Annotated in this window: 22 protein-coding genes; 19 read left to right on the forward strand and 3 right to left on the reverse strand. The window is 71.5% G+C overall.

Annotation, left to right across the window (positions count from 1 at the left end):
- Positions 1–7: 7 nt before the first annotated feature.
- Both OHT51_RS31345 and OHT51_RS31350 read right to left on the reverse strand, forming a co-directional pair.
- Entirely contained in the window at positions 8–1045 is a 1038-nt protein-coding gene (locus tag OHT51_RS31345) for a hypothetical protein (RefSeq protein WP_328882266.1), read from the reverse strand.
- Between the two features lie 171 nt (positions 1046–1216).
- Positions 1217–2806: an oxidoreductase gene (locus OHT51_RS31350; RefSeq protein ID WP_328882267.1), complete on the reverse strand. Its 1590-nt coding sequence runs from the start codon at positions 2804–2806 to the stop codon at positions 1217–1219.
- Between the two features lie 202 nt (positions 2807–3008).
- Here OHT51_RS31350 and hisD point away from each other — a divergent pair, with 202 nt between their 5' ends.
- The 10 genes from hisD to OHT51_RS31400 all read left to right on the forward strand — a co-directional run bounded on the left by hisD (position 3009) and on the right by OHT51_RS31400 (position 10784).
- Positions 3009–4358, forward strand: a complete 1350-nt coding sequence (gene hisD, locus OHT51_RS31355; RefSeq protein WP_328882268.1) for a histidinol dehydrogenase — start codon at positions 3009–3011, stop codon at positions 4356–4358.
- Positions 4355–5497 (forward strand): histidinol-phosphate transaminase, encoded by a 1143-nt coding sequence (locus OHT51_RS31360; RefSeq protein ID WP_328882269.1) that lies wholly within the window; start codon positions 4355–4357, stop codon positions 5495–5497. Before hisD ends, OHT51_RS31360 begins: the two co-directional genes overlap by 4 nt.
- Complete coding sequence (hisB, locus tag OHT51_RS31365; protein ID WP_062719038.1) at positions 5494–6087, forward strand: imidazoleglycerol-phosphate dehydratase HisB; 594 nt, start codon at positions 5494–5496, stop codon at positions 6085–6087. Before OHT51_RS31360 ends, hisB begins: the two co-directional genes overlap by 4 nt.
- Before the next feature lie 3 nt (positions 6088–6090).
- Positions 6091–6255 carry a hypothetical protein gene (locus OHT51_RS31370; protein ID WP_328428390.1) on the forward strand — a complete coding sequence of 55 codons (165 nt, stop codon included), beginning with the start codon at positions 6091–6093 and terminating at the stop codon, positions 6253–6255.
- The gene (gene hisH / locus OHT51_RS31375; protein ID WP_328882270.1) at positions 6246–6890 is read left to right on the forward strand and encodes an imidazole glycerol phosphate synthase subunit HisH; all 645 of its coding nucleotides are present in this window, start codon (positions 6246–6248) and stop codon (positions 6888–6890) included. The genes OHT51_RS31370 and hisH overlap by 10 nt, the downstream gene beginning before the upstream one ends.
- Positions 6891–6894: 4 nt before the next feature.
- Positions 6895–7617: a bifunctional 1-(5-phosphoribosyl)-5-((5-phosphoribosylamino)methylideneamino)imidazole-4-carboxamide isomerase/phosphoribosylanthranilate isomerase PriA gene (gene priA / locus OHT51_RS31380; RefSeq protein ID WP_328882271.1), complete on the forward strand. Its 723-nt coding sequence runs from the start codon at positions 6895–6897 to the stop codon at positions 7615–7617.
- Between the two features lie 16 nt (positions 7618–7633).
- Entirely contained in the window at positions 7634–8047 is a 414-nt protein-coding gene (locus tag OHT51_RS31385; RefSeq protein WP_328882272.1) for a RidA family protein, read from the forward strand.
- Positions 8044–8799 carry an imidazole glycerol phosphate synthase subunit HisF gene (gene hisF / locus OHT51_RS31390; RefSeq protein WP_328882273.1) on the forward strand — a complete coding sequence of 252 codons (756 nt, stop codon included), beginning with the start codon at positions 8044–8046 and terminating at the stop codon, positions 8797–8799. Before OHT51_RS31385 ends, hisF begins: the two co-directional genes overlap by 4 nt.
- 133 nt (positions 8800–8932) lie before the next feature.
- Positions 8933–9523: an ArsR/SmtB family transcription factor gene (locus OHT51_RS31395; protein WP_328882274.1), complete on the forward strand. Its 591-nt coding sequence runs from the start codon at positions 8933–8935 to the stop codon at positions 9521–9523.
- A gap of 10 nt (positions 9524–9533) precedes the next feature.
- Entirely contained in the window at positions 9534–10784 is a 1251-nt protein-coding gene (locus OHT51_RS31400; RefSeq protein ID WP_328882275.1) for an MFS transporter, read from the forward strand.
- Positions 10785–11026: 242 nt separating this feature from the next.
- Here OHT51_RS31400 and OHT51_RS31405 read toward each other — a convergent pair whose 3' ends face one another.
- Positions 11027–11662, reverse strand: a complete 636-nt coding sequence (locus OHT51_RS31405; RefSeq protein ID WP_328882276.1) for a TIGR03085 family metal-binding protein — start codon at positions 11660–11662, stop codon at positions 11027–11029.
- Positions 11663–11736: 74 nt separating this feature from the next.
- Between OHT51_RS31405 and hisI the strand changes: the two genes are divergently transcribed.
- From hisI to trpA, 9 genes are all read left to right on the forward strand, one after another.
- Positions 11737–12165: a phosphoribosyl-AMP cyclohydrolase gene (gene hisI, locus OHT51_RS31410; protein WP_443052612.1), complete on the forward strand. Its 429-nt coding sequence runs from the start codon at positions 11737–11739 to the stop codon at positions 12163–12165.
- Between the two features lie 11 nt (positions 12166–12176).
- Positions 12177–13664 carry an anthranilate synthase component I gene (locus tag OHT51_RS31415; protein WP_328882278.1) on the forward strand — a complete coding sequence of 496 codons (1488 nt, stop codon included), beginning with the start codon at positions 12177–12179 and terminating at the stop codon, positions 13662–13664.
- A 93-nt stretch (positions 13665–13757) separates the two neighbouring features.
- A complete protein-coding gene (locus OHT51_RS31420; RefSeq protein ID WP_328882279.1) occupies positions 13758–14402 on the forward strand; it encodes a TIGR02234 family membrane protein in 645 nt (214 codons plus the stop codon).
- 116 nt (positions 14403–14518) lie between these two features.
- Positions 14519–14767: an HGxxPAAW family protein gene (locus OHT51_RS31425; RefSeq protein ID WP_328882280.1), complete on the forward strand. Its 249-nt coding sequence runs from the start codon at positions 14519–14521 to the stop codon at positions 14765–14767.
- A 79-nt stretch (positions 14768–14846) separates the two neighbouring features.
- Positions 14847–15293 (forward strand): DUF2752 domain-containing protein, encoded by a 447-nt coding sequence (locus OHT51_RS31430; protein WP_328882281.1) that lies wholly within the window; start codon positions 14847–14849, stop codon positions 15291–15293.
- Between the two features lie 135 nt (positions 15294–15428).
- Positions 15429–16238, forward strand: a complete 810-nt coding sequence (gene trpC / locus OHT51_RS31435; protein ID WP_328882282.1) for an indole-3-glycerol phosphate synthase TrpC — start codon at positions 15429–15431, stop codon at positions 16236–16238.
- Between the two features lie 21 nt (positions 16239–16259).
- On the forward strand, positions 16260–16502 hold the full coding sequence (trpM, locus tag OHT51_RS43415; protein WP_383246013.1) for a tryptophan biosynthesis modulator TrpM: 243 nt from the start codon (positions 16260–16262) through the stop codon (positions 16500–16502).
- A 60-nt stretch (positions 16503–16562) separates the two neighbouring features.
- Entirely contained in the window at positions 16563–17849 is a 1287-nt protein-coding gene (trpB, locus tag OHT51_RS31440) for a tryptophan synthase subunit beta (RefSeq protein ID WP_328882283.1), read from the forward strand.
- The gene (gene trpA / locus OHT51_RS31445; RefSeq protein WP_328882284.1) at positions 17846–18664 is read left to right on the forward strand and encodes a tryptophan synthase subunit alpha; all 819 of its coding nucleotides are present in this window, start codon (positions 17846–17848) and stop codon (positions 18662–18664) included. Before trpB ends, trpA begins: the two co-directional genes overlap by 4 nt.
- Positions 18665–18717: the final 53 nt, after the last annotated feature.

Genomic DNA, 18717 nt, shown 5'->3' on the forward strand with positions numbered 1-18717 from the left:
CCAAAGCCTAGTGGTCGCCGTGGTGAACGCGTCCGGCGAGCCCACCTGGTGGATGTCCGCCGCGGGTACCGCGAGCCCGTACGGAGCCGGCCGTCCGTCGCCGCACCTCGTCGCGCACCTCCAGGAACCCGCCCAGCGGATCGTCCGAGAACCGGCTCCAGGGGAAGGAAGTGGCGTACGGGCCGATCAGCCGCAGCTGCTCCAGGGCGTCCTCCCAGCGGCCCAGCCCCACCAGTACGCACGTGAGCTTGTTGCGGATCGCGGCCGGCCAGAGGTCGGCCGCCGGGTACCGGGCGGAGAGCGCGATCGCCCGGTCGGCCGCCGCGTCCAGCCGCTCGGGCGGCACCCCCGGCCCGCAGCCGTCGTTCAGGTACGCGAGGGCCGCCCGGGTCGGCAGGGCCTGCACAAGGGAGTCGGCCGGGGCGTCCTGTGCGGCCCGGTCGGCGAAGTCGAGGCACTCGCGGTGGGAGCCGTGCCAGGACGACGCCAGATAGCGCAGGGCCGCCACATGGCACCCGTAGTGGAGCGGGGCGCGGCGCAGGGCCGCCTCCCACAGTTCCCCGAAGTAGGTGTGCCCGGCGCGTGAGCCGCGCGCGTGGTCCAGCGCGATCCGCCAGGGCACCGGGTCGCGGTCGTCGGCGCGAGCGGCGGCGGTGATCAGCGGGCTCACCCCGCGCAGCAGCTCGGCCCGGGCCGGGGACCGCCAGGCGTGGTCCACGGCGACCTGGGCCCTGACCAGCAGGACGTCCGGATCGTGCGGGGCGGCGGTGTACCAGGCCTCCAGCCACTCCGGGCGCGAGCGCGCGAAGGCGGCCAGGCGCAGCGCGTATCCGTCGCGGGATTCCCACTGCGCCTTGTGCCGCGTGGCGGCGAGCAGCTCGGCGGCGGTGTCGTACGCGCCCCGCCCGGCCGCGACCAGCGCGGGTCCGAGGCGGTCGTCGGGCGCGTCGAGGAGCACCTCGTCGTCGACGGGGAGACCGGCGGCGGGGTGTTCTACGGTCCTTGTCGTCCGGGACGCCCGGCCGAACGGGGGCAGCAGAGCCATGGTTCGACCATTGAAGGACCGCTGGTCACGCCCGCGCCAGAGGGAACGGGCAAGACGTGGAAAGTTGTACGCCGTCAGGTCAAGAACAGGTAAAGGTCCACTGTTCAACAACTGTCCGACATCGATACTTTCGGCTCTGCAGTCACATCATCCTCATCGACCTCAGCAGTTTCAGCTCCGGCGCAGCATCCGTGTCGCCCCCGCCGCCACCGTCGTCGCCAGGATCCAGCCCAGCAGGATCATCGCCGCGGCCAGCCACTGCCAGACGCCGCTCAGCTGCCAGAAGCCGACCTGGCCGAGGTCGATCACCGGAAGCAGCAGGTCGAGGGCGAACAGGGTCGGGTTCCAGGCCGGATGCTCACCGCCCTTGAGGGGCGGTGGGTCGGCGTAGGTGAAGGCCACCGAACTCGCCGCCCAGAGCACGGCCATCCACACCGCCGCCCGGCCGGGCCGGTAGCCGTACGCCACCATCCAGTCCTGTGCGTATCCCACGAGCTTGGCCGCGGGCGGCAGGGTCTCGCGGCGGCGGCGCTGCTTGGCGAGGAGCACCTCGCGCGCGTCCTCGTCCTCGCCGCCGGCCCGCAGCACGGTGGCCAGCCGCTCGTACGGCTCCGGGTTGTACTCGGCGGTCGCGGCCGTCACCCACTCCAGCCGCCGCTCCAGCGGGAACGGGCCGCGCGGCACCAGGTTCTCGTACTGGAAGCCGCCCATGTGCAGCCGGCCGGGGCCCGGCCAGGCGTCCGCCCGGTCCATCAGGTTGACGACCCGCGCCCCGGACAGCACCACGCCGCCGCGCTCCGCCCGCTCGCCGAGGAAGCGCAGCTCGGGCGTCTGGATGCGGCGCAGGGACAGCTCCTGCTCGTCCGTGAAGGTGAACCGGGCCCGCTCCAGGTCGACCGCGTCCCCGAACCGCCCGTCGTCCAGGCGCACCCCGCCCTGGCACTCGAACCGCTGGATGCGCGTCCCGCGCGCGGGGGTGCGGCCGCTCAACAGCGGGCTGCCGACGCCCGCCGGGGTCAGGTACAGCGTGCGTCCCACGGTCAGCTGAGGGGCGTTCAAAGCGAGCCGCGTGTACGGGTTGACCAGCCGCGCGCCCCGCAGGCTCAGCGACACGCCGATGCTGGCGCCGCGCAGACTCATCTCGCCGTGCGACTCCAGCATCTCGGCCTGGAGGTCCTGGCCGACGCTGATGCCGTCCGCGGCGATCGAGCGGCCGCTGCGGTCGCGGTAGACGATCGCCTGGTTGAGCAGCAGATCCGTACCGATGTGGGCGTCGGTGAGCCGTACGCCGTTGTGGAAGCGACAGCGCGGCAGGTGCAGGTCGCCCTCGGTGTTCACGCGGGCGGCCTCCAGGCGCGGCACCGCGCAGTCCACCAGCCGCAGGGTCGTGAAGCGGGCCTCCGGCAGCACGATCTCCCGGTCGAAGCGGCAGCGGCGCATCTCGACGTACGGCTCCACCGTGCCGCCCGCCAGGTCCAGCGTGCCGCTGATCCGCACGCCGGCCAGCTTCAGCGAGGAGACCCGGCCGGCCAGGGCGGGCGGGCCGTCCAGCAGCAGCCAGCAGACGATACGCGCGCGTACCGTCCGCTCGTCTCCCCAGGGATGCCCGCCGTGCGGATCGTCGACGACGGTGTCGCCGCTGCTCAGGTCGTACACACTGCCGTTGCGGAAGGCCTGCCACATGCCGAGTTCGGCGGCGGTCAGGTCGTTCGGCAGGTCGTCCGGCAGGTCTCCGTCGCGGAGGCCGGCACCTTCGGTCACGTCTCGTCCATCCCCCTTGGCTCCGCTGGGTTCCGCTTGGTTCCGCACTGGCTACTCACGGGTTTCGTACAACCGTTCATGCCCGCTGAGTGACGCCCCGAACGCTAGACGTGAAGGTGATCTTCCGCGTTCCCGGAGGGTTCTGTATCAGCCATTGATACGCGCGAACAGTGCCGGACGCGGGTCTGAGAGAATTGAGCCCGTGATCTCCCGAATCGATCTGCGCGGCGATGCCCTCCCCGAGGGCCCCGCCCTGCGCGACCTGCTGCCCCGAGCCGACTTCGACGTCTCGGCCGCCCTGGAGAAGGTGCGTCCGATCTGCGAGGCCGTGCATCATCGGGGCGACGCGGCGCTGATCGACTTCGCTGAGAAGTTCGACGGGGTCAGGCTCGACCAGGTGAAGGTGCCCGCCGAGGCGCTCGAAAAGGCCCTCGCGGAGCTCGACCCGGCCGTGCGCGCGGCCCTGGAGGAGTCCATCCGCCGCGCCCGTATCGTCCACCGCGAGCAGCGCCGTACGACACACACGACCCAGGTCGTGCCGGGCGGTTCCGTGACCGAGAAGTGGGTTCCGGTCGACCGCGTCGGGCTGTACGCGCCCGGCGGCCGGTCCGTCTACCCGTCCTCCGTGATCATGAACGTGGTGCCCGCCCAGGAGGCCGGCGTCGAGTCGATCGCGCTCGCCTCGCCGGCGCAGGCCGAGTTCGGCGGCCTGCCGCACCCGACGATCCTCGCCGCGTGCGCGCTGCTCGGCGTCGACGAGGTCTACGCGGCCGGCGGCGCGACCGCCGTCGCGATGTTCGCGTACGGCACGGAGTCCTGCCCGCCCGCCAACATGGTCACCGGCCCCGGCAACATCTGGGTCGCCGCCGCCAAGCGCTACTTCACGGGCAAGATCGGCATCGACGCCGAGGCGGGCCCGACCGAGATCGCGGTCCTCGCCGACGCCACCGCCGACCCGGTGCACGTCGCCTCCGACCTGATCAGCCAGGCCGAGCACGACCCGCTCGCGGCGGCCGTGCTCGTCACCGACTCCGTGGAGCTCGCGGACGCGGTGGAGAAGGAACTGGAGCCGCAGGTCGCGGCCACCAAGCACATCGAGGACCGGATCGTGCCCGCCCTGAAGGGCCGGCAGTCCGCGATCGTCCTGGTCGACGGCGTCGACGAGGGCCTCAAGGTCGTCGACGCGTACGGCGCCGAGCACCTGGAGATCCAGACGGCCGACGCGGCCGCCGTGGCCGACCGGGTACACAACGCCGGCGCGATCTTCATCGGCCCCTGGGCGCCGGTCTCGCTCGGCGACTACGCCGCCGGCTCCAACCACGTGCTGCCCACCGGCGGCTGTGCCTGCCACTCCTCGGGCCTGTCCGTCCAGTCGTTCCTGCGCGGCATCCACATCGTCGACTACACGAAGGACGCGCTGGCCGAGGTCGCGCAGCACGTGGTCACGCTGGCGGAGGCGGAGGACCTGCCGGCGCACGGCGCGGCGATCAAGGCAAGGTTTGTCGGAGACGAACAAATGTCGCGTGGCTGGAAGGTACCCGAGAGCAAGTGAGCGACGTACGCATCGACGATCTCCCCGTGCGGGACGAGCTGCGCGGCAAGTCCCCTTACGGCGCGCCCCAGCTGGACGTCCCCGTACGGCTGAACACCAACGAGAACCCCTACCCCCTGCCCGAGCCGCTGGTCGAGCGGATCGCCGAGCGGGTGCGTGAGGCGGCCCGGAACCTCAACCGCTACCCGGACCGGGACGCCGTGGAGCTGCGCACGCAGCTCGCCAAGTACCTGACGGACACGTCCGGTCACGAGGTCGGCCTGGCCAACGTGTGGGCGGCGAACGGCTCCAACGAGGTCATCCAGCAACTGCTGCAGACCTTCGGCGGACCGGGCCGTACGGCGATCGGCTTCGAGCCGTCGTACTCGATGCACGGCCTCATCTCGCGCGGCACCGGCACCGGCTGGATCTCCGGCCCCCGCAACGACGACTTCACGATCGACGTCACGGCCGCCGGGAAGGCGATCGCCGAACACCGGCCCGACGTCGTCTTCATCACCACCCCCAACAACCCCACGGGCAACGCGGTCCCGCGTGAGACGGTCCTCGCGCTGTACGAGGCCGCGCAGGCCGCCAAGCCGTCGATGGTCGTGGTCGACGAGGCGTACATCGAGTTCAGCCACGGCGACTCGCTGCTGCCGCTGCTCGAAGGTCGGCCGAATCTCGTCGTCTCCCGGACGATGTCGAAGGCCTTCGGCGCGGCCGGCCTGCGCCTCGGCTATCTCGCCGCGCACCCGGCGGTCGTGGACGCCGTCCAGCTCGTACGGCTGCCGTACCACCTGTCGGCCGTCACCCAGGCGACCGCGCTGGCCGCCCTGGAGCACACGGACGTCCTGCTGAAGTACGTCGAGCAGCTGAAGGCGGAGCGGGACCGGCTGGTGAGCGAGCTGGGCGCGGCCGGTTTCGAGGTCGTCGAGTCCGACGCGAACTTCGTGCAGTTCGGCCGGTTCGAGGACTCGCACACCGCCTGGCAGAAGATCCTCGACCGAGGTGTCCTGGTCCGGGACAACGGCATCCCGGGGTGGCTGCGGGTGTCCGCAGGAACCCCCGAGGAGAACGACGCGTTCCTCGACGCCGTACGTGACTTGCAGCGTCTTGTGGGGGACACCCCCACACCCCCGAAGGAGCAGAGCACATGAACCGCGTAGGCCGCATAGAGCGGGTGACGAAGGAGACCTCGGTCCTCGTCGAGATCGATCTCGACGGATCCGGCAAGGTCGACGTGTCGACAGGCGTCGGCTTCTACGACCACATGCTCGACCAGCTCGGCCGGCACGGTCTGTTCGACCTGACCGTGAAGACCGAGGGCGACCTGCACATCGACTCGCACCACACCATCGAGGACACCGCCCTCGCGCTGGGCGCCGCCTTCAAGCAGGCGCTCGGCGACAAGGTGGGGATCTACCGCTTCGGCAACTGCACGGTCCCGCTGGACGAGTCGCTCGCCCAGGTCACCGTCGACCTCTCCGGCCGCCCCTACCTCGTGCACACCGAGCCCGAGAACATGGCGCCGATGATCGGCGAGTACGACACCACGATGACCCGGCACATCCTGGAGTCCTTCGTCGCCCAGGCCCAGATCGCGCTGCACGTGCACGTGCCGTACGGACGCAACGCCCACCACATCGTCGAGTGCCAGTTCAAGGCGCTGGCGCGGGCACTGCGGTACGCCTCCGAGCGTGACCCGCGCGCGGCGGGCATCCTTCCCTCGACGAAGGGCGCGCTGTAACCGATGAGCGGGCTGTCCACCATCCTGATCGTCGTCGGCCTCTTCCTGGTCGGCGGCATCATCTCCTTCGCCAAGCAGCAGATGCCGAAGAGCCTCATCGTGCTGCTTTCCATAGGCGCCGCCATGTGTCTCGTGGCCGGCGTCCTGAGGCTGGAGGTGTGGAATTGAGCAGCAAGAACGTCGTGGTCTTCGACTACGGCTTCGGCAACGTGAGGTCCGCCGAACGCGCCCTCGCGCGCGCGGGAGCCGACGTCGAGATCACGCGTGACTACGACAAGGCCATGAACGCCGACGGCCTGCTGGTGCCGGGCGTCGGCGCGTTCGCCGCCTGCATGCAGGGCCTGAAGGAGGCCCGCGGCGACTGGATCGTCGAGCGGCGGCTGTCCGGCGGGCGCCCCGTGATGGGCATCTGCGTCGGCATGCAGATCCTGTTCGCGCGCGGCATCGAGCACGGCGTCGAGACCGAGGGCCTCGGCGAATGGCCCGGCTCGGTCGAGCCGTTGCAGGCCGACATCGTGCCCCACATGGGCTGGAACACCGTGGACGTGGCGGCCGGCTCCCAGCTGTTCGCCGGGCTGGACGCGGACGCGCGCTTCTACTTCGTGCACTCCTACGCCGTCCACGACTGGACCCTGGAGACCGAGAACCCGCTCATGACCGCGCCGCAGGTCACCTGGTCGACGCACGGCAAGCCCTTCGTGGCCGCCGTGGAGAACGGCGCCCTGTGGGCCACGCAGTTCCACCCCGAGAAGTCCGGCGACGCCGGAGCGCAGCTGCTCACCAACTGGATCGGAACCCTGTAGAGACATGGCCAAGCTCGAACTCCTCCCCGCCGTAGACGTCCGCGACGGCCAGGCCGTCCGCCTCGTGCACGGCGAGTCCGGCACCGAGACCTCCTACGGCTCGCCCCTGGAGGCCGCCCTGGCCTGGCAGCGCTCGGGCGCCGAGTGGCTGCACCTGGTCGACCTGGACGCCGCCTTCGGCACCGGCGACAACCGCGACCTGATCGCCGAGGTCGCGAAGGCGATGGACATCAAGGTCGAGCTGTCCGGCGGCATCCGCGACGACGCCTCCCTGGCCGCAGCGCTCGCCACGGGCTGCACGCGCGTGAACCTCGGCACGGCCGCGCTGGAGACCCCCGACTGGGTCGCCAAGGTCATCGCCGAGCACGGTGACAAGATCGCCGTCGGTCTCGACGTACGCGGTACGACCCTGCGCGGCCGCGGCTGGACCCGTGACGGCGGTGACCTCTACGAGACGCTGGAGCGCCTCAACAACGAGGGCTGCGCCCGCTACGTCGTCACGGACATCGCCAAGGACGGCACGCTCCAGGGGCCGAACCTCGAGCTGCTGAAGAACGTCTGCGCGGCGACGGACCGCCCGGTGGTCGCCTCCGGCGGGGTCTCGTCGCTGGACGACCTCCGCGCGATCGCCGAGCTGGTCCCCCTCGGTGTCGAGGGCTCCATCGTCGGGAAGGCCCTGTACGCGAAGGCGTTCACCCTGGAAGAGGCCTTGGAGGCTACGTCGTGAAAACGGACACAGTGTCATGACGTCGGATGCCGTACGGCGTGTGCACAGCGGAAGTCCCTGGGAAGAGTCCTTCGGGTTCGCGCGTGCCGTGGCGGCGGGCGACCGCGTCCTGGTCGCGGGCACGACGTCCTTCAAGGGCGACGTGCTGTACGGCGAGGGCGACCCGTACGAACAGGCCAAGGCGGCCTTCGCCAACGCCATCGAGGCGATCGGTGAGTTCGGGCTCGACGTCGGGTCCGTGGTCCGTACGCGGATGTACCTGACCCACGCGCGCGACGTGGACGCCGTGGGCCGGGCCCACAAGGAGCTCTTCGACGCGGTGCGCCCGGTCTCGACGCTGCTGGTCGTCGAGGGGTTCGTGGACTCGCGCATCCTGGTCGAAGTGGAAATAGAAGCATTCAGAAGGACGTTGGAGGAGCCGGTTTCATGACCCTGGCGGTCCGAGTCATCCCCTGCCTGGACGTGGACAACGGCCGGGTCGTCAAGGGCGTCAACTTCCAGAACCTCCGCGACGCGGGCGATCCCGTCGAGATGGCCAAGGTGTACGACGCCGAGGGCGCCGACGAGCTGACGTTCCTGGACATCACCGCGTCGTCCGGCAACCGCGAGACGACCTACGACGTGGTGCGCCGCACCGCCGAGCAGGTGTTCATCCCGCTGACGGTCGGCGGCGGCGTCCGTACGGCCGAGGACGTGAACAAGCTGCTGCGGGCGGGCGCGGACAAGGTGGGCGTCAACACCGCCGCCATCGCCCGCCCCGAGCTGATCCGTGAGATCGCCGAGCGGTTCGGGCGGCAGGTGCTGGTGCTGTCGGTCGACGCGCGGCGCACGCCCGAGGGCACCTTCGAGGTGACCACCCACGGCGGCCGTCGCGGCACCGGCATCGACGCCGTCGAGTGGGCGCACCGCGCGGCCGAGCTGGGCGCGGGGGAGATCCTGCTCAACTCGATGGACGCGGACGGCACGAAGGACGGCTACGACCTGGAGATGATCCAGGCCGTACGCAAGCACGTGACGATCCCGGTGATCGCCTCCGGCGGTGCCGGCAGGCTCACCGACTTCCCGCCGGCCATCGAGGCGGGGGCGGACGCGGTGCTGGCGGCGTCGGTGTTCCACTTCGGGGATCTGCGGATCGGCGAGGTGAAGGAGACGCTGCGGACGGCGGGTCACCCCGTCCGCTGACATCGGGCTGAGCCCCGGCCGTGCTGGAAGCGGCCGGGGCTTTCTCGTGCCCAGATGCAGGACAGAGAAGATGCGAAAGATAAGTTGCGCAAAATATGTTGTGCAATTTTCCTTTCGTATCTAAGGTCGGGGCATGACGGACAAGGAGAGAGACCGCCGGATCACGGACCTGGGCACCCTCAAGGCGCTCGCCCACCCGCTGCGGATGAACCTGTTCCGAGGGCTGACGATCGCCCAGGTCGCCACCGCCTCACAGCTCGCCGAGCAGGTCGACGAGGCGGTGTCGCTGGTCAGCTACCACCTGCGAAAGCTCGCCGAACACGGGCTCATCAAGGAGGCGGAGCCGCAGAGCGCCGACGGCCGCGAGCGCTGGTGGCGGCCCGCCTCCGACGGTGTGCGCATCCGTGACGAGGACTTCCGCGACGCCCCCGAGAAGGCTGTCGCGCACACCGCGGCCAGCCGGCTCTTCGCCGAGCAGCGCACGGACATGTACCGGCGCTGGCTCGACGAGCGCGCCCACTGGGGCCCCGAGTGGAACCGGGCGGCGGAGTCCTCCGAGTCCAGCCTCCGGCTCACGGCGGACGAACTGGCCGAGCTGAACAAGGAGTTGCTGGCCCTCCTGCGCCGGTACGACGAGCAGGGCAGGGCCGCCGACGCCGCCGGCGACACCGAGGGTCGCGAGAACGTCGCGGTGCACACGTACGCCTTCCCGTTCCGGCCCTGAGAGGACCGACGTGACCTCGACGCAGACCGGCTCCACGACCGCCGCCGGGGCGGAACGCGCAGCCCACCGCGACCCCAACGTGCTGCGCTGGCTCGGCGCGTACGCCTCGTCGGCCGTCGGCGACAACGTCTACTACCTCGCCCTGTCCTGGGCCGCCGTCCAGGCCGGTACGCCCGCGCAGGCCGGCCTGGTCACCGCGCTGAGTGCGGTGCCGCGGGCCGTGCTGCTGCTCGGCGGGGGAGTGGTCGCCGACCGGTTCGGCCCGCGCAGGGTGCTGATCAGCAGCGACGCCGTGCGCTGCGCGGCGGTTCTCGCGGTCGCCGTGCTGCTGCTCGTCGGCCGGCCGGGTCTGTGGCCGTTGGCCGTGCTGGCGCTGGTCTTCGGGGCCGTCGACGCCGTGATGATGCCCGCCCTGGGTGCCTTGCCGACCCGGATCACCGGACGCGGCCGGCTCGCCCGGGTGCACGGCATGCGGAGCCTCGCCGTCCGGCTGGCCAACGTCGTCGGCGCACCGCTCGGCGGCCTCGGTGTGGCCCTCGGGGGCACCGCGGGGGCATTCGGCCTGGCCGGGCTCCTGTTCGCGGCCTCGCTGCCGCTGCTGATCGCGCTCCGGGTGGCGAGGCAGCCCGCGGACGACGCACACGCGCGTGGCAGCGCGTGGAGCGACCTGACCGGCGGTCTGCGCCACATACGCGGCCACCGCGTTCTGCTGCCGCTGATCGTCGTCATCGCGCTCAGCGACCTCGGCTTCGTCGGCCCGCTCAACGTCGGCCTGACCCTGCTCGCCGACGAGCGAGGCTGGGGAGCCGGGGGAGTCGGCTGGGTGCTCGCCGGGTTCGGCACGGGCGCGGGGGCGGCCTCGCTGCTCCTCACCGCCCGAGGGCGCGTCCCGCGCGCGGGGCTCGTGCTGTCCGTGTCAGGCGTGGTCAGCGCGGCGGCGATCGGCTCCCTGGCCTTTGTGCCGAACGTCGCGGTCGCCGTCGCCGTGGCCCTGTCCATCGGCCTCATCTCGGGTCTGAACGGCGTCCTGTGCGGGGCGCTGCTGCAGGCCGAGTCCGGCCCGGCCTACGTCGGCCGTGTCACGTCCGTGGCGACCTTCTTCAGCCTCGGCGTCGCCCCGCTCACGTTCCCCCTGACAGGCGCCGCGATCGGCCTGTGGGGCACCGGCCCGGTCTTCGTCGCCAGCGCGGCCGTCTGCGGGCTCGGCGGGACGGTCGGCCTGTTCGCCCGGGGCCTGCGCAGGGCGGAACTACCTCGCTGACCGGCGGGCCGTCGCCGTGGCCCTCTCCGACGGGGCCTCCGTCGGCCGAGGCACGTCCTCGGCGACCGTCATCGGCATCGACCATCACCAGCCTCGGCGTCGCCCCGCTCACGTTCTCCTGACCGGCGCCACGATCGGCCCGTGCGCACTGCCTCGCTGACCTGTGCAGACCGCCGCGCCGTCGGCCCGCTGAACCGCCCCCGCCGACCGGCGCAGCGCGCGAACCGCTTCCCGAGCCCCGGCTAGATGCCGAGCTGCTTCGTCGCGTGCAGCTTGGTGATGGCGTCCGCGTCGCCGTCCAGTTCGACCTTGGCGGCGCTCTGGCGGCCGTAGGAGAACAGCAGCAGCTCGGAAGGCTCGCCGGTCACCGTGACGACCGGGGTGCCGCGGTGGGCGACCGCCGTCTGGCCGTCTGGGCGGCGCAGCACCACGCCCGTGGGGGCGGTGCGGCCCATCAGGCGGGCGGAGCGCTCCAGGCGGGACCAGAGGGCGTCCTGGAAGACCGGGTCGAGTTCGCGCGGCGTCCAGTCGGGCCGGGCGCGGCGGACGTCCTCGGTGTGGACGTAGAACTCGAGCGTGTTGGACGCCTCGTCGATCTGCTTGAGCTGGAACGGCGAGAAGCGGGGCGGGCCGGTGCGGATGAGCTGGATCAGCTCCTCGTACGGCTTGGCCGCGAACTCCTCCATCGCCCTTTCCAGGCGCGACGCGAGCGGCCTGATCAGAATGCCGGCGGCGGCGTCGGGGCGGCGCTCGCGCACCACGACGTGCGCAGCCAGATCACGGGTCGTCCAGCCCTCGCAGAGGGTGGGGGCCTCGGGGCCCTCGGCCTCCAAGAGGTCGGCCAGGATAAGTCGTTCACGCTTGGCGAAAGTCGACATGGAGTCAGCCTACGACCGCGTACCGGGTCCGCCCAATGGACAGCAGCCCGTCACTGTCAGTCGCGCTTGGCACAATGGCATGCATGACCACCAGCACGCCCCGTCAGCCCAGTCCGCTGGACCCCGAGATCGCCGCGCGCCTGAAGCGCAGCGCGGACGGACTCCTGCCCGCCATCGCCCAGCAGTACGACACCGGAGAGGTGCTCATGCTCGGCTGGATGGACGACGAGGCGCTGCATCGCACGCTCACCACAGGCCGCTGCACCTACTGGTCGCGCAGCCGCCAGGAATACTGGGTCAAGGGCGACACCTCCGGCCACTTCCAGTGGGTGAAGTCCGTGGCCCTGGACTGCGACGCCGACACCGTGCTCGTCAAGGTCGACCAGGTGGGCGCGGCCTGCCACACGGGCGCGCGTACCTGCTTCGACGAGGACGTGCTGCTCAAGGACGGCCCCGCCGGCCCTCCCGGCACCGATTCCGGCGCACCGGCCGCGGATCAGTAGGGTCAGCCGCCATGGACCTCGAGACGTTCCGCAAGCTGGCCACCGACCGCCGCGTCATTCCGGTCACCCGCAAGCTCCTCGCCGACGGCGACACCCCGGTCGCGCTCTACCGCAAGCTCGCCGCCGAGCGCCCCGGCACCTTCCTGCTGGAGTCCGCGGAGAACGGCCGGTCCTGGTCCCGCTACTCGTTCGTCGGCGTCCGCTCCGCGGCCACGCTCACCGCGCGCGACGGACAGGCCCACTGGCTCGGCGCCCCGCCCGTCGGCGTCCCCGTCGAGGGCGACCCGCTGGCCGCCCTGCGCGCCACCATCGAGGCCCTGCACACCCCGCGCGACCTCGCCCACGACCTGAACCTGCCGCCCTTCACCGGCGGCATGGTCGGCTACCTCGGCTACGACATCGTGCGCCGGCTGGAGAAGATCGGCCCCGGCGAGCGGGACGACCTGAAGCTGCCCGAGCTGACCATGCTGCTCACCAGTGACCTCGCCGTCATGGACCACTGGGAGGGGTCCGTCCTGCTGATCGCCAACGCGATCAACCACAACGACCTCGACACGGGCGTCGACGAGGCCTACGCCGACGCGATCGCCCGCCTCGACGCCATGCAGGCCGACCTCTCGCGCGCGGTCCCCCAGCCCCCGGCGGTGCTGCCGCCCTCGGAGCTCCCCGAGTACACAGCCCTGTGGGGCGGCGAGGACTTCCAGGAGGCCGTCGAGGACATCAAGGAGCGCATCCGGGCCGGCGAGGCCTTCCAGGTGGTCCCCTCCCAGCGCTTCGAAACGCCGTGCACGGCAAGCGCGTTGGACGTCTACCGGGTCCTCAGGGCGACCAACCCGTCGCCGTACATGTACCTCTTCCGGTTCGACGGCTTCGACGTCGTCGGCTCGTCCCCCGAGGCCCTCGTGAAGGTCGAGGACGGACAGGCCATGGTCCACCCCATCGCCGGCACCCGGTGGCGCGGGGCGACCCCGCAGGAGGACCAGGCCCTCGCCGAGGAGCTGCTCGCCGACCCCAAGGAGCGCGCCGAGCACCTCATGCTCGTCGACCTGGGCCGCAACGACCTGGGGCGGGTCTGCGAGCCGGGTTCGGTGGAGGTCGTCGACTTCATGTCCATCGAGCGCTATTCCCACGTGATGCACATCGTCTCGACGGTGACGGGCCGCGTCGCGCCGGGCCGCACCGCCTTCGACGTCCTGACGGCCTGCTTCCCGGCCGGCACCCTATCGGGGGCCCCCAAGCCCCGCGCGATGCAGATCATCGACGAACTCGAGCCGTCCAGAAGGGGGCTGTACGGCGGCTGCGTCGGCTACCTCGACTTCGCGGGCGACTCCGACACCGCCATCGCGATCCGTACGGCCCTGCTGCGGCAGGGCACGGCGTACGTCCAGGCGGGCGCAGGCATCGTCGCCGACTCCGACCCCGTCGCCGAGGACACCGAGTGCCGCAACAAGGCGGCCGCCGTACTGCGGGCCGTGCACACCGCGAACCGGCTCAACTGACCCTCACCGACCCCTCGCGGCCGCCGTCCGTGCACCCGGGTGGCGGCCATCACCTGAACCCCGGGTGTCTGATCGTTCGGGGTTCGGGTGATAGTGGGGTACGTGACTGCTGTTCCTCCTCCCCGTTCCGAAGCCCCGGCTTCCGCCCGGGCCGGCCGTTTGAGCCTCGCCGTCGCCCTGCTGTGCGGTGCGCTCGGCGCGGCCGTGGCGCTGCTCTCCACCCGGCAGCGCTGGTCGGAGGGCACCGCGATGGTGCCCGGCGGCGCGTTCCCCCTGACCGCCAAGGGCAGCGACGTCACGGGCGTCCCAGCGGCCCTGGCCATAGTGGGGCTCGCCGCGCTCGTCGCCGTCTTCGCCGTCCGCCGAACCGGCCGCTTCATGGTCGCCGGACTGCTCGCGCTCTCCGGCGCCGGCACCGTCGCCGCGGCCCTCTTCGGCGCCTCCGACAGCTCCGCGCTGGACGAGAAGGCCGCGCAGGCCTCCGGCGACACCTCGGCCACCGTCCAGGCGCTCACCCACACCGCCTGGCCGTATGTCGCGGCCGTCGGCGGCGCCCTGATCCTGCTCGCCGGACTGCTGGCCCTGCGCTACGGCCGGCTGTGGCCCGGCATGTCCGGCCGCTACGAGCGCTCCGGCGCACCCCGGCCGCGCGGCAGGAAGGCCCCGGCCGCCGACCCCGACCGGCCCGAGGAGCTGTGGAAGGCCCTCGACCGGGGCGAGGACCCGACCGGAGCCTGAGACCCGTCCGGCCGCGCCGTGACCCCCGATCACCGCACGCGCACGCGTGCGGGACAATGACTGCGAGCGACCGGCTCAACCACGTACGACACGTACACAGCAACGAGGAGCAAGCAATGGCGGGCAGCAGCCACGGTCACACCCCGGCCGCCTGGACCGGTGTCACGATCGCCTTCATCGGTTTCTGCGTCTCGGGCGCCTTCATGGTGTTGGCTCAGCCCGCGGGCTTCTGGGCCGGCCTCGGTGTCGTGGTCCTCGGCGGTGTCATCGGCTGGATCATGCGCGGTATGGGACTCGGCCAGCCCAAGAACGCGCACCAGGAGCTCATCGAGCAGCAGCGTGAGCCGGCGGGCGTCGAGAGCTGACACACGTGCGACTTCGCTGAGGGGCGACCCGGCGCCGAAACAGGGCGCGGGGGGCGCCCCTCACGCGTGTGCGGGCACAATGCATGGTGTGAACGCCAACAGCCAGAGGGTGACGCCGCCCGGCACCGGGAGTGTGCTCGGACGGCTGGCCGTACCGGCCGGGATCCTCGCAGCCGTGGCCGGCGCTTTCGCCTACGTCGGTGCCGTCGACCCGAACGAGCCCGGCCACTACCCCGCCTGTCCGCTCCTGCGGCTCACCGGCATCTACTGCCCCGGCTGCGGCGGACTGCGCAGCGCGCATGCCGTCGCCCACGGGGACTTCGCGGCGGCGCTGCAGGACAACGCCCTGGCCGTCGTCGGCTACGGGCTCTTCGCCGTGGTGTGGACCGTCTGGGTGGTCCGTGCGGTGCGCGGGCGGCCCTTCAGGATCGATCTCGGGCCGGTGCAGCTGTGGGCCGCGGGCGCGTTGCTGCTGGTCTTCACGGTTGTCCGGAACCTGCCGTTCGGTGGCTGGCTACATCCTTGATCAATCGAGGAACGTCCAGGTAGTGGGACCGGCGTCAACCGGATGCGGGGCCTACGCCCTCCTGCGGATACCATCGCAGTGACCATAGGTTTCGTACCGCTTTCTCAGTCAACCGTCTGGAAGGGGGCCGCTCGCGTGAGTGTGCTCGACGAGATCATCGACGGAGTCCGTGCCGACCTCGCGGAGCGGCAGGCGCGCGTCAGCCTCGACGAGCTCAAGGAGCGCGCGGCGAAGGCGCCCGCGGCCAAGGACGGGGTCGCCGCGCTCAAGGGCGACGGCGTCAAGGTCATCTGCGAGGTCAAGCGCTCCAGCCCCTCCAAGGGCGCGCTGGCCGCGATCGCCGACCCGGCCGGGCTCGCCGCGGACTACGAGGCGGGCGGCGCGGCCGTCATCTCCGTGCTGACGGAACAGCGCCGCTTCGGCGGCTCGCTGGCCGACCTGGAGGCGGTCCGCGCGCGCGTGGACATCCCGGTCCTGCGCAAGGACTTCATCGTCACGTCGTACCAGCTGTGGGAGGCCCGGGCCTACGGCGCCGACCTCGCGCTGCTGATCGTCGCGGCCCTCGACCAGGCGGCGCTGGAGTCGCTGATCGAGCGCGCGGAGTCCATCGGCCTGACCCCGCTGGTCGAGGTGCACGACGAGGACGAGGTCGAGCGTGCCGTGGACGCGGGCGCGAAGATCATCGGCGTCAACGCGCGGAACCTGAAGACCCTGGAGGTCGACCGCGGGACGTTCGAGCGCGTCGCCCCCGAGATCCCCGCCAACCTCGTCAAGATCGCCGAGTCCGGCGTCCGCGGCCCGCACGACCTCATCGCCTACGCCAACGCCGGCGCCGACGCGGTCCTGGTGGGCGAGTCCCTGGTGACGGGGAAGGACCCGAAGTCGGCGGTCTCCGACCTGGTCGCGGCGGGCGAGCACCCCGCACTGCGGCACGGGCGCAGCTGATCATTCGCTAGGCTGGCTCCGATGACTCTCACCGTGACCACAGTGGACCGGCACGCCCGCCTGGCGCGCGGCTGCCGGCCCCGGGGCTGCCGCGCTCCGGCACGCCGCGTGCACGGACGCAGGGTCAGGTACGTCATCGGTGATGAACCCGGGCAGGTCAACGGCCGTCGATGGCAGCAGGCCTCCAGGGGTGCGGGGCTCTGTTTGATTTGCGACTACCGCCGCGTGAGCGCGACAAGCCACAGCCGGCCGGCAGCCGACTGACGAAGCCCCGCCCCCACGGCGATTAGTGATCTCTCCACAAACTCACCGTGAGGTACACGCATGCCCAGCGACTTCTTCATCCCCGACCCGGAGGGTCAAGTCCCCACCCCCGAAGGCTACTTCGGTGCCTTCGGCGGCAAGTTCATCCCGGAGGCCCTCGTCGCCGCCGTGGACGAGGTGGCCGTCGAATACGACAAGGCCAAGCACGACCCCGAGTTCGCCCGGGAACTCGACGACCTGCTGGTGAACTACACCGGCCGCCCGAGCTCCCTCACCGAGGTGCCCAGGTTCGCCGAACACGCCGGTGGCGCACGGATCTTCCTGAAGCGGGAAGACCTCAACCACACCGGCTCCCACAAGATCAACAATGTGCTCGGCCAGGCACTGCTCACCAAGCGCATGGGCAAGACCCGCGTGATCGCCGAGACCGGCGCCGGCCAGCACGGCGTCGCCACGGCGACGGCCTGCGCACTGTTCGGCCTCGACTGCACCATCTACATGGGCGAGATCGACACCCAGCGCCAGGCCCTCAACGTGGCCCGGATGCGCATGCTCGGCGCCGAGGTCATCGCCGTGAAGTCCGGCAGCCGCACCCTCAAGGACGCCATCAACGAGGCGTTCCGCGACTGGGTCGCCAACGTCGACCACACCCACTACCTCTTCGGCACGGTCGCCGGCCCGCACCCCTTCCCCGCCATGGTCCGCGACTTCCACCGCGTCATCGGCGTCGAGGCCCGCCGCCAGATCCTGGAGCGCGCCGACCGTCTCCCCGACGCCGCCGTCGCCTGCGTCGGCGGTGGCTCCAACGCCATCGGCCTCTTCCACGCCTTCATCCCCGACGCGGACGTACGCCTGATCGGCTGCGAACCGGCGGGCCACGGTGTGGAGACCGGCGAGCACGCGGCCACCCTCACCGCGGGCGAGCCCGGCATCCTGCACGGCTCCCGCTCCTACGTCCTGCAGGACGACGAGGGCCAGATCACCGAGCCGTACTCGATCTCGGCCGGTCTTGACTACCCGGGCATCGGCCCCGAGCACTCGTACCTCAAGGACAGCGGCCGCGGCGAGTACCGCGCGGTCACCGACGACGCCGCCATGCAGGCGCTGCGCCTGCTGTCGCAGACCGAGGGCATCATCCCGGCCATCGAGAGCGCCCATGCGCTCGCCGGGGCCCTGGAGGTCGGCCGGGAGCTGGGCAAGGACGGGCTGATCGTCGTCAACCTGTCCGGGCGCGGCGACAAGGACATGGACACGGCCGCTCGCTACTTCGGCCTCTACGACACCGACGCCGAGGTCGCCGCCGATGCCAACGGTGGCGCCGCCGAGATCCAGGGGGACGCCAAGTGAGCGGAAACATCCAGCTGTTGACGGACACCCTGCACGCCGCCAGGGCCGAGGGCCGCTCCGCGCTCATCGCCTACCTGCCGGCCGGGTTCCCCACCGTGGACGGCGGAATCGAGGCGATCAAGGCCGCACTCGACGGCGGCGCGGACGTCGTCGAGGTCGGTCTGCCGCACAGCGACCCCGTCCTCGACGGCCCCGTCATCCAGACCGCCGACGACATCGCCCTCAAGGGCGGGGTCAGGATCGCGGATGCCATGCGTACCGTCCGCGAGGCGCACGGGGCCACCGGCAAGCCGATCCTCGTCATGACGTACTGGAACCCCATCGACCGCTACGGCGTCGAGCGCTTCACCGCCGAGCTGGCGGAAGCGGGCGGCGCGGGCTGCATCCTGCCCGACCTGCCCGTGCAGGAGGCCGCCCTCTGGAGGGAGCACGCCGAGAAGCACGGGCTCGCGACGGTCTTCGTCGTGGCGCCCAGCAGTAAGGACGAGCGGCTCGCGCAGATCACCGCGGCGGGCAGCGGCTTCGTCTACGCCGCCTCGCTGATGGGCGTCACCGGTACCCGCGAGTCGGTGGGCGCGCAGGCCCAGGACCTGGTCGAGCGCACCCGGGCCACCGGCACCGACCTGCCCGTCTGTGTCGGGCTCGGCGTCTCCGACGCCAGGCAGGCCGCCGAGGTCGCCGGCTTCGCCGACGGCGTGATCGTCGGCTCGGCCTTCGTCAAGCGGATGCTGGACGCGCCGGACGACGCGGCCGGCGTCGAGGCCGTGCGGGCGCTCGCCGGTGAGCTGGCGAAGGGCGTGCGCGGGCAGGCGTAGGCAGTGTTCCGCGCAGTGTTCTCGGCAGCGGAATACATCTTCAGACGAAGGGT

The sequence above is a fragment of the Streptomyces sp. NBC_00299 genome (assembly GCF_036173045.1).
Classification (GTDB): Bacteria; Actinomycetota; Actinomycetes; order Streptomycetales; family Streptomycetaceae; genus Streptomyces; species Streptomyces machairae.

What these genes read in the sequence shown, in the direction of transcription:
- OHT51_RS31345 (WP_328882266.1), bottom strand. Translation starts at nt 1,045, where the DNA reads ATGGCTCTGCTGCCCCCGTTCGGCCGGGCGTCCCGGACGACAAGGACC.
- hisB (WP_062719038.1), top strand. Translation starts at nt 5,494, where the DNA reads ATGAACCGCGTAGGCCGCATAGAGCGGGTGACGAAGGAGACCTCGGTC.
- OHT51_RS31370 (WP_328428390.1), top strand. Translation starts at nt 6,091, where the DNA reads ATGAGCGGGCTGTCCACCATCCTGATCGTCGTCGGCCTCTTCCTGGTC.
- priA (WP_328882271.1), top strand. Translation starts at nt 6,895, where the DNA reads ATGGCCAAGCTCGAACTCCTCCCCGCCGTAGACGTCCGCGACGGCCAG.
- OHT51_RS31385 (WP_328882272.1), top strand. Translation starts at nt 7,634, where the DNA reads ATGACGTCGGATGCCGTACGGCGTGTGCACAGCGGAAGTCCCTGGGAA.
- hisF (WP_328882273.1), top strand. Translation starts at nt 8,044, where the DNA reads ATGACCCTGGCGGTCCGAGTCATCCCCTGCCTGGACGTGGACAACGGC.
- OHT51_RS31395 (WP_328882274.1), top strand. Translation starts at nt 8,933, where the DNA reads ATGACGGACAAGGAGAGAGACCGCCGGATCACGGACCTGGGCACCCTC.
- OHT51_RS31405 (WP_328882276.1), bottom strand. Translation starts at nt 11,662, where the DNA reads ATGTCGACTTTCGCCAAGCGTGAACGACTTATCCTGGCCGACCTCTTG.
- hisI (WP_443052612.1), top strand. Translation starts at nt 11,737, where the DNA reads ATGGCATGCATGACCACCAGCACGCCCCGTCAGCCCAGTCCGCTGGAC.
- OHT51_RS31415 (WP_328882278.1), top strand. Translation starts at nt 12,177, where the DNA reads ATGGACCTCGAGACGTTCCGCAAGCTGGCCACCGACCGCCGCGTCATT.
- OHT51_RS31425 (WP_328882280.1), top strand. Translation starts at nt 14,519, where the DNA reads ATGGCGGGCAGCAGCCACGGTCACACCCCGGCCGCCTGGACCGGTGTC.
- OHT51_RS31430 (WP_328882281.1), top strand. Translation starts at nt 14,847, where the DNA reads ATGCATGGTGTGAACGCCAACAGCCAGAGGGTGACGCCGCCCGGCACC.
- trpM (WP_383246013.1), top strand. Translation starts at nt 16,260, where the DNA reads ATGACTCTCACCGTGACCACAGTGGACCGGCACGCCCGCCTGGCGCGC.
- trpB (WP_328882283.1), top strand. Translation starts at nt 16,563, where the DNA reads ATGCCCAGCGACTTCTTCATCCCCGACCCGGAGGGTCAAGTCCCCACC.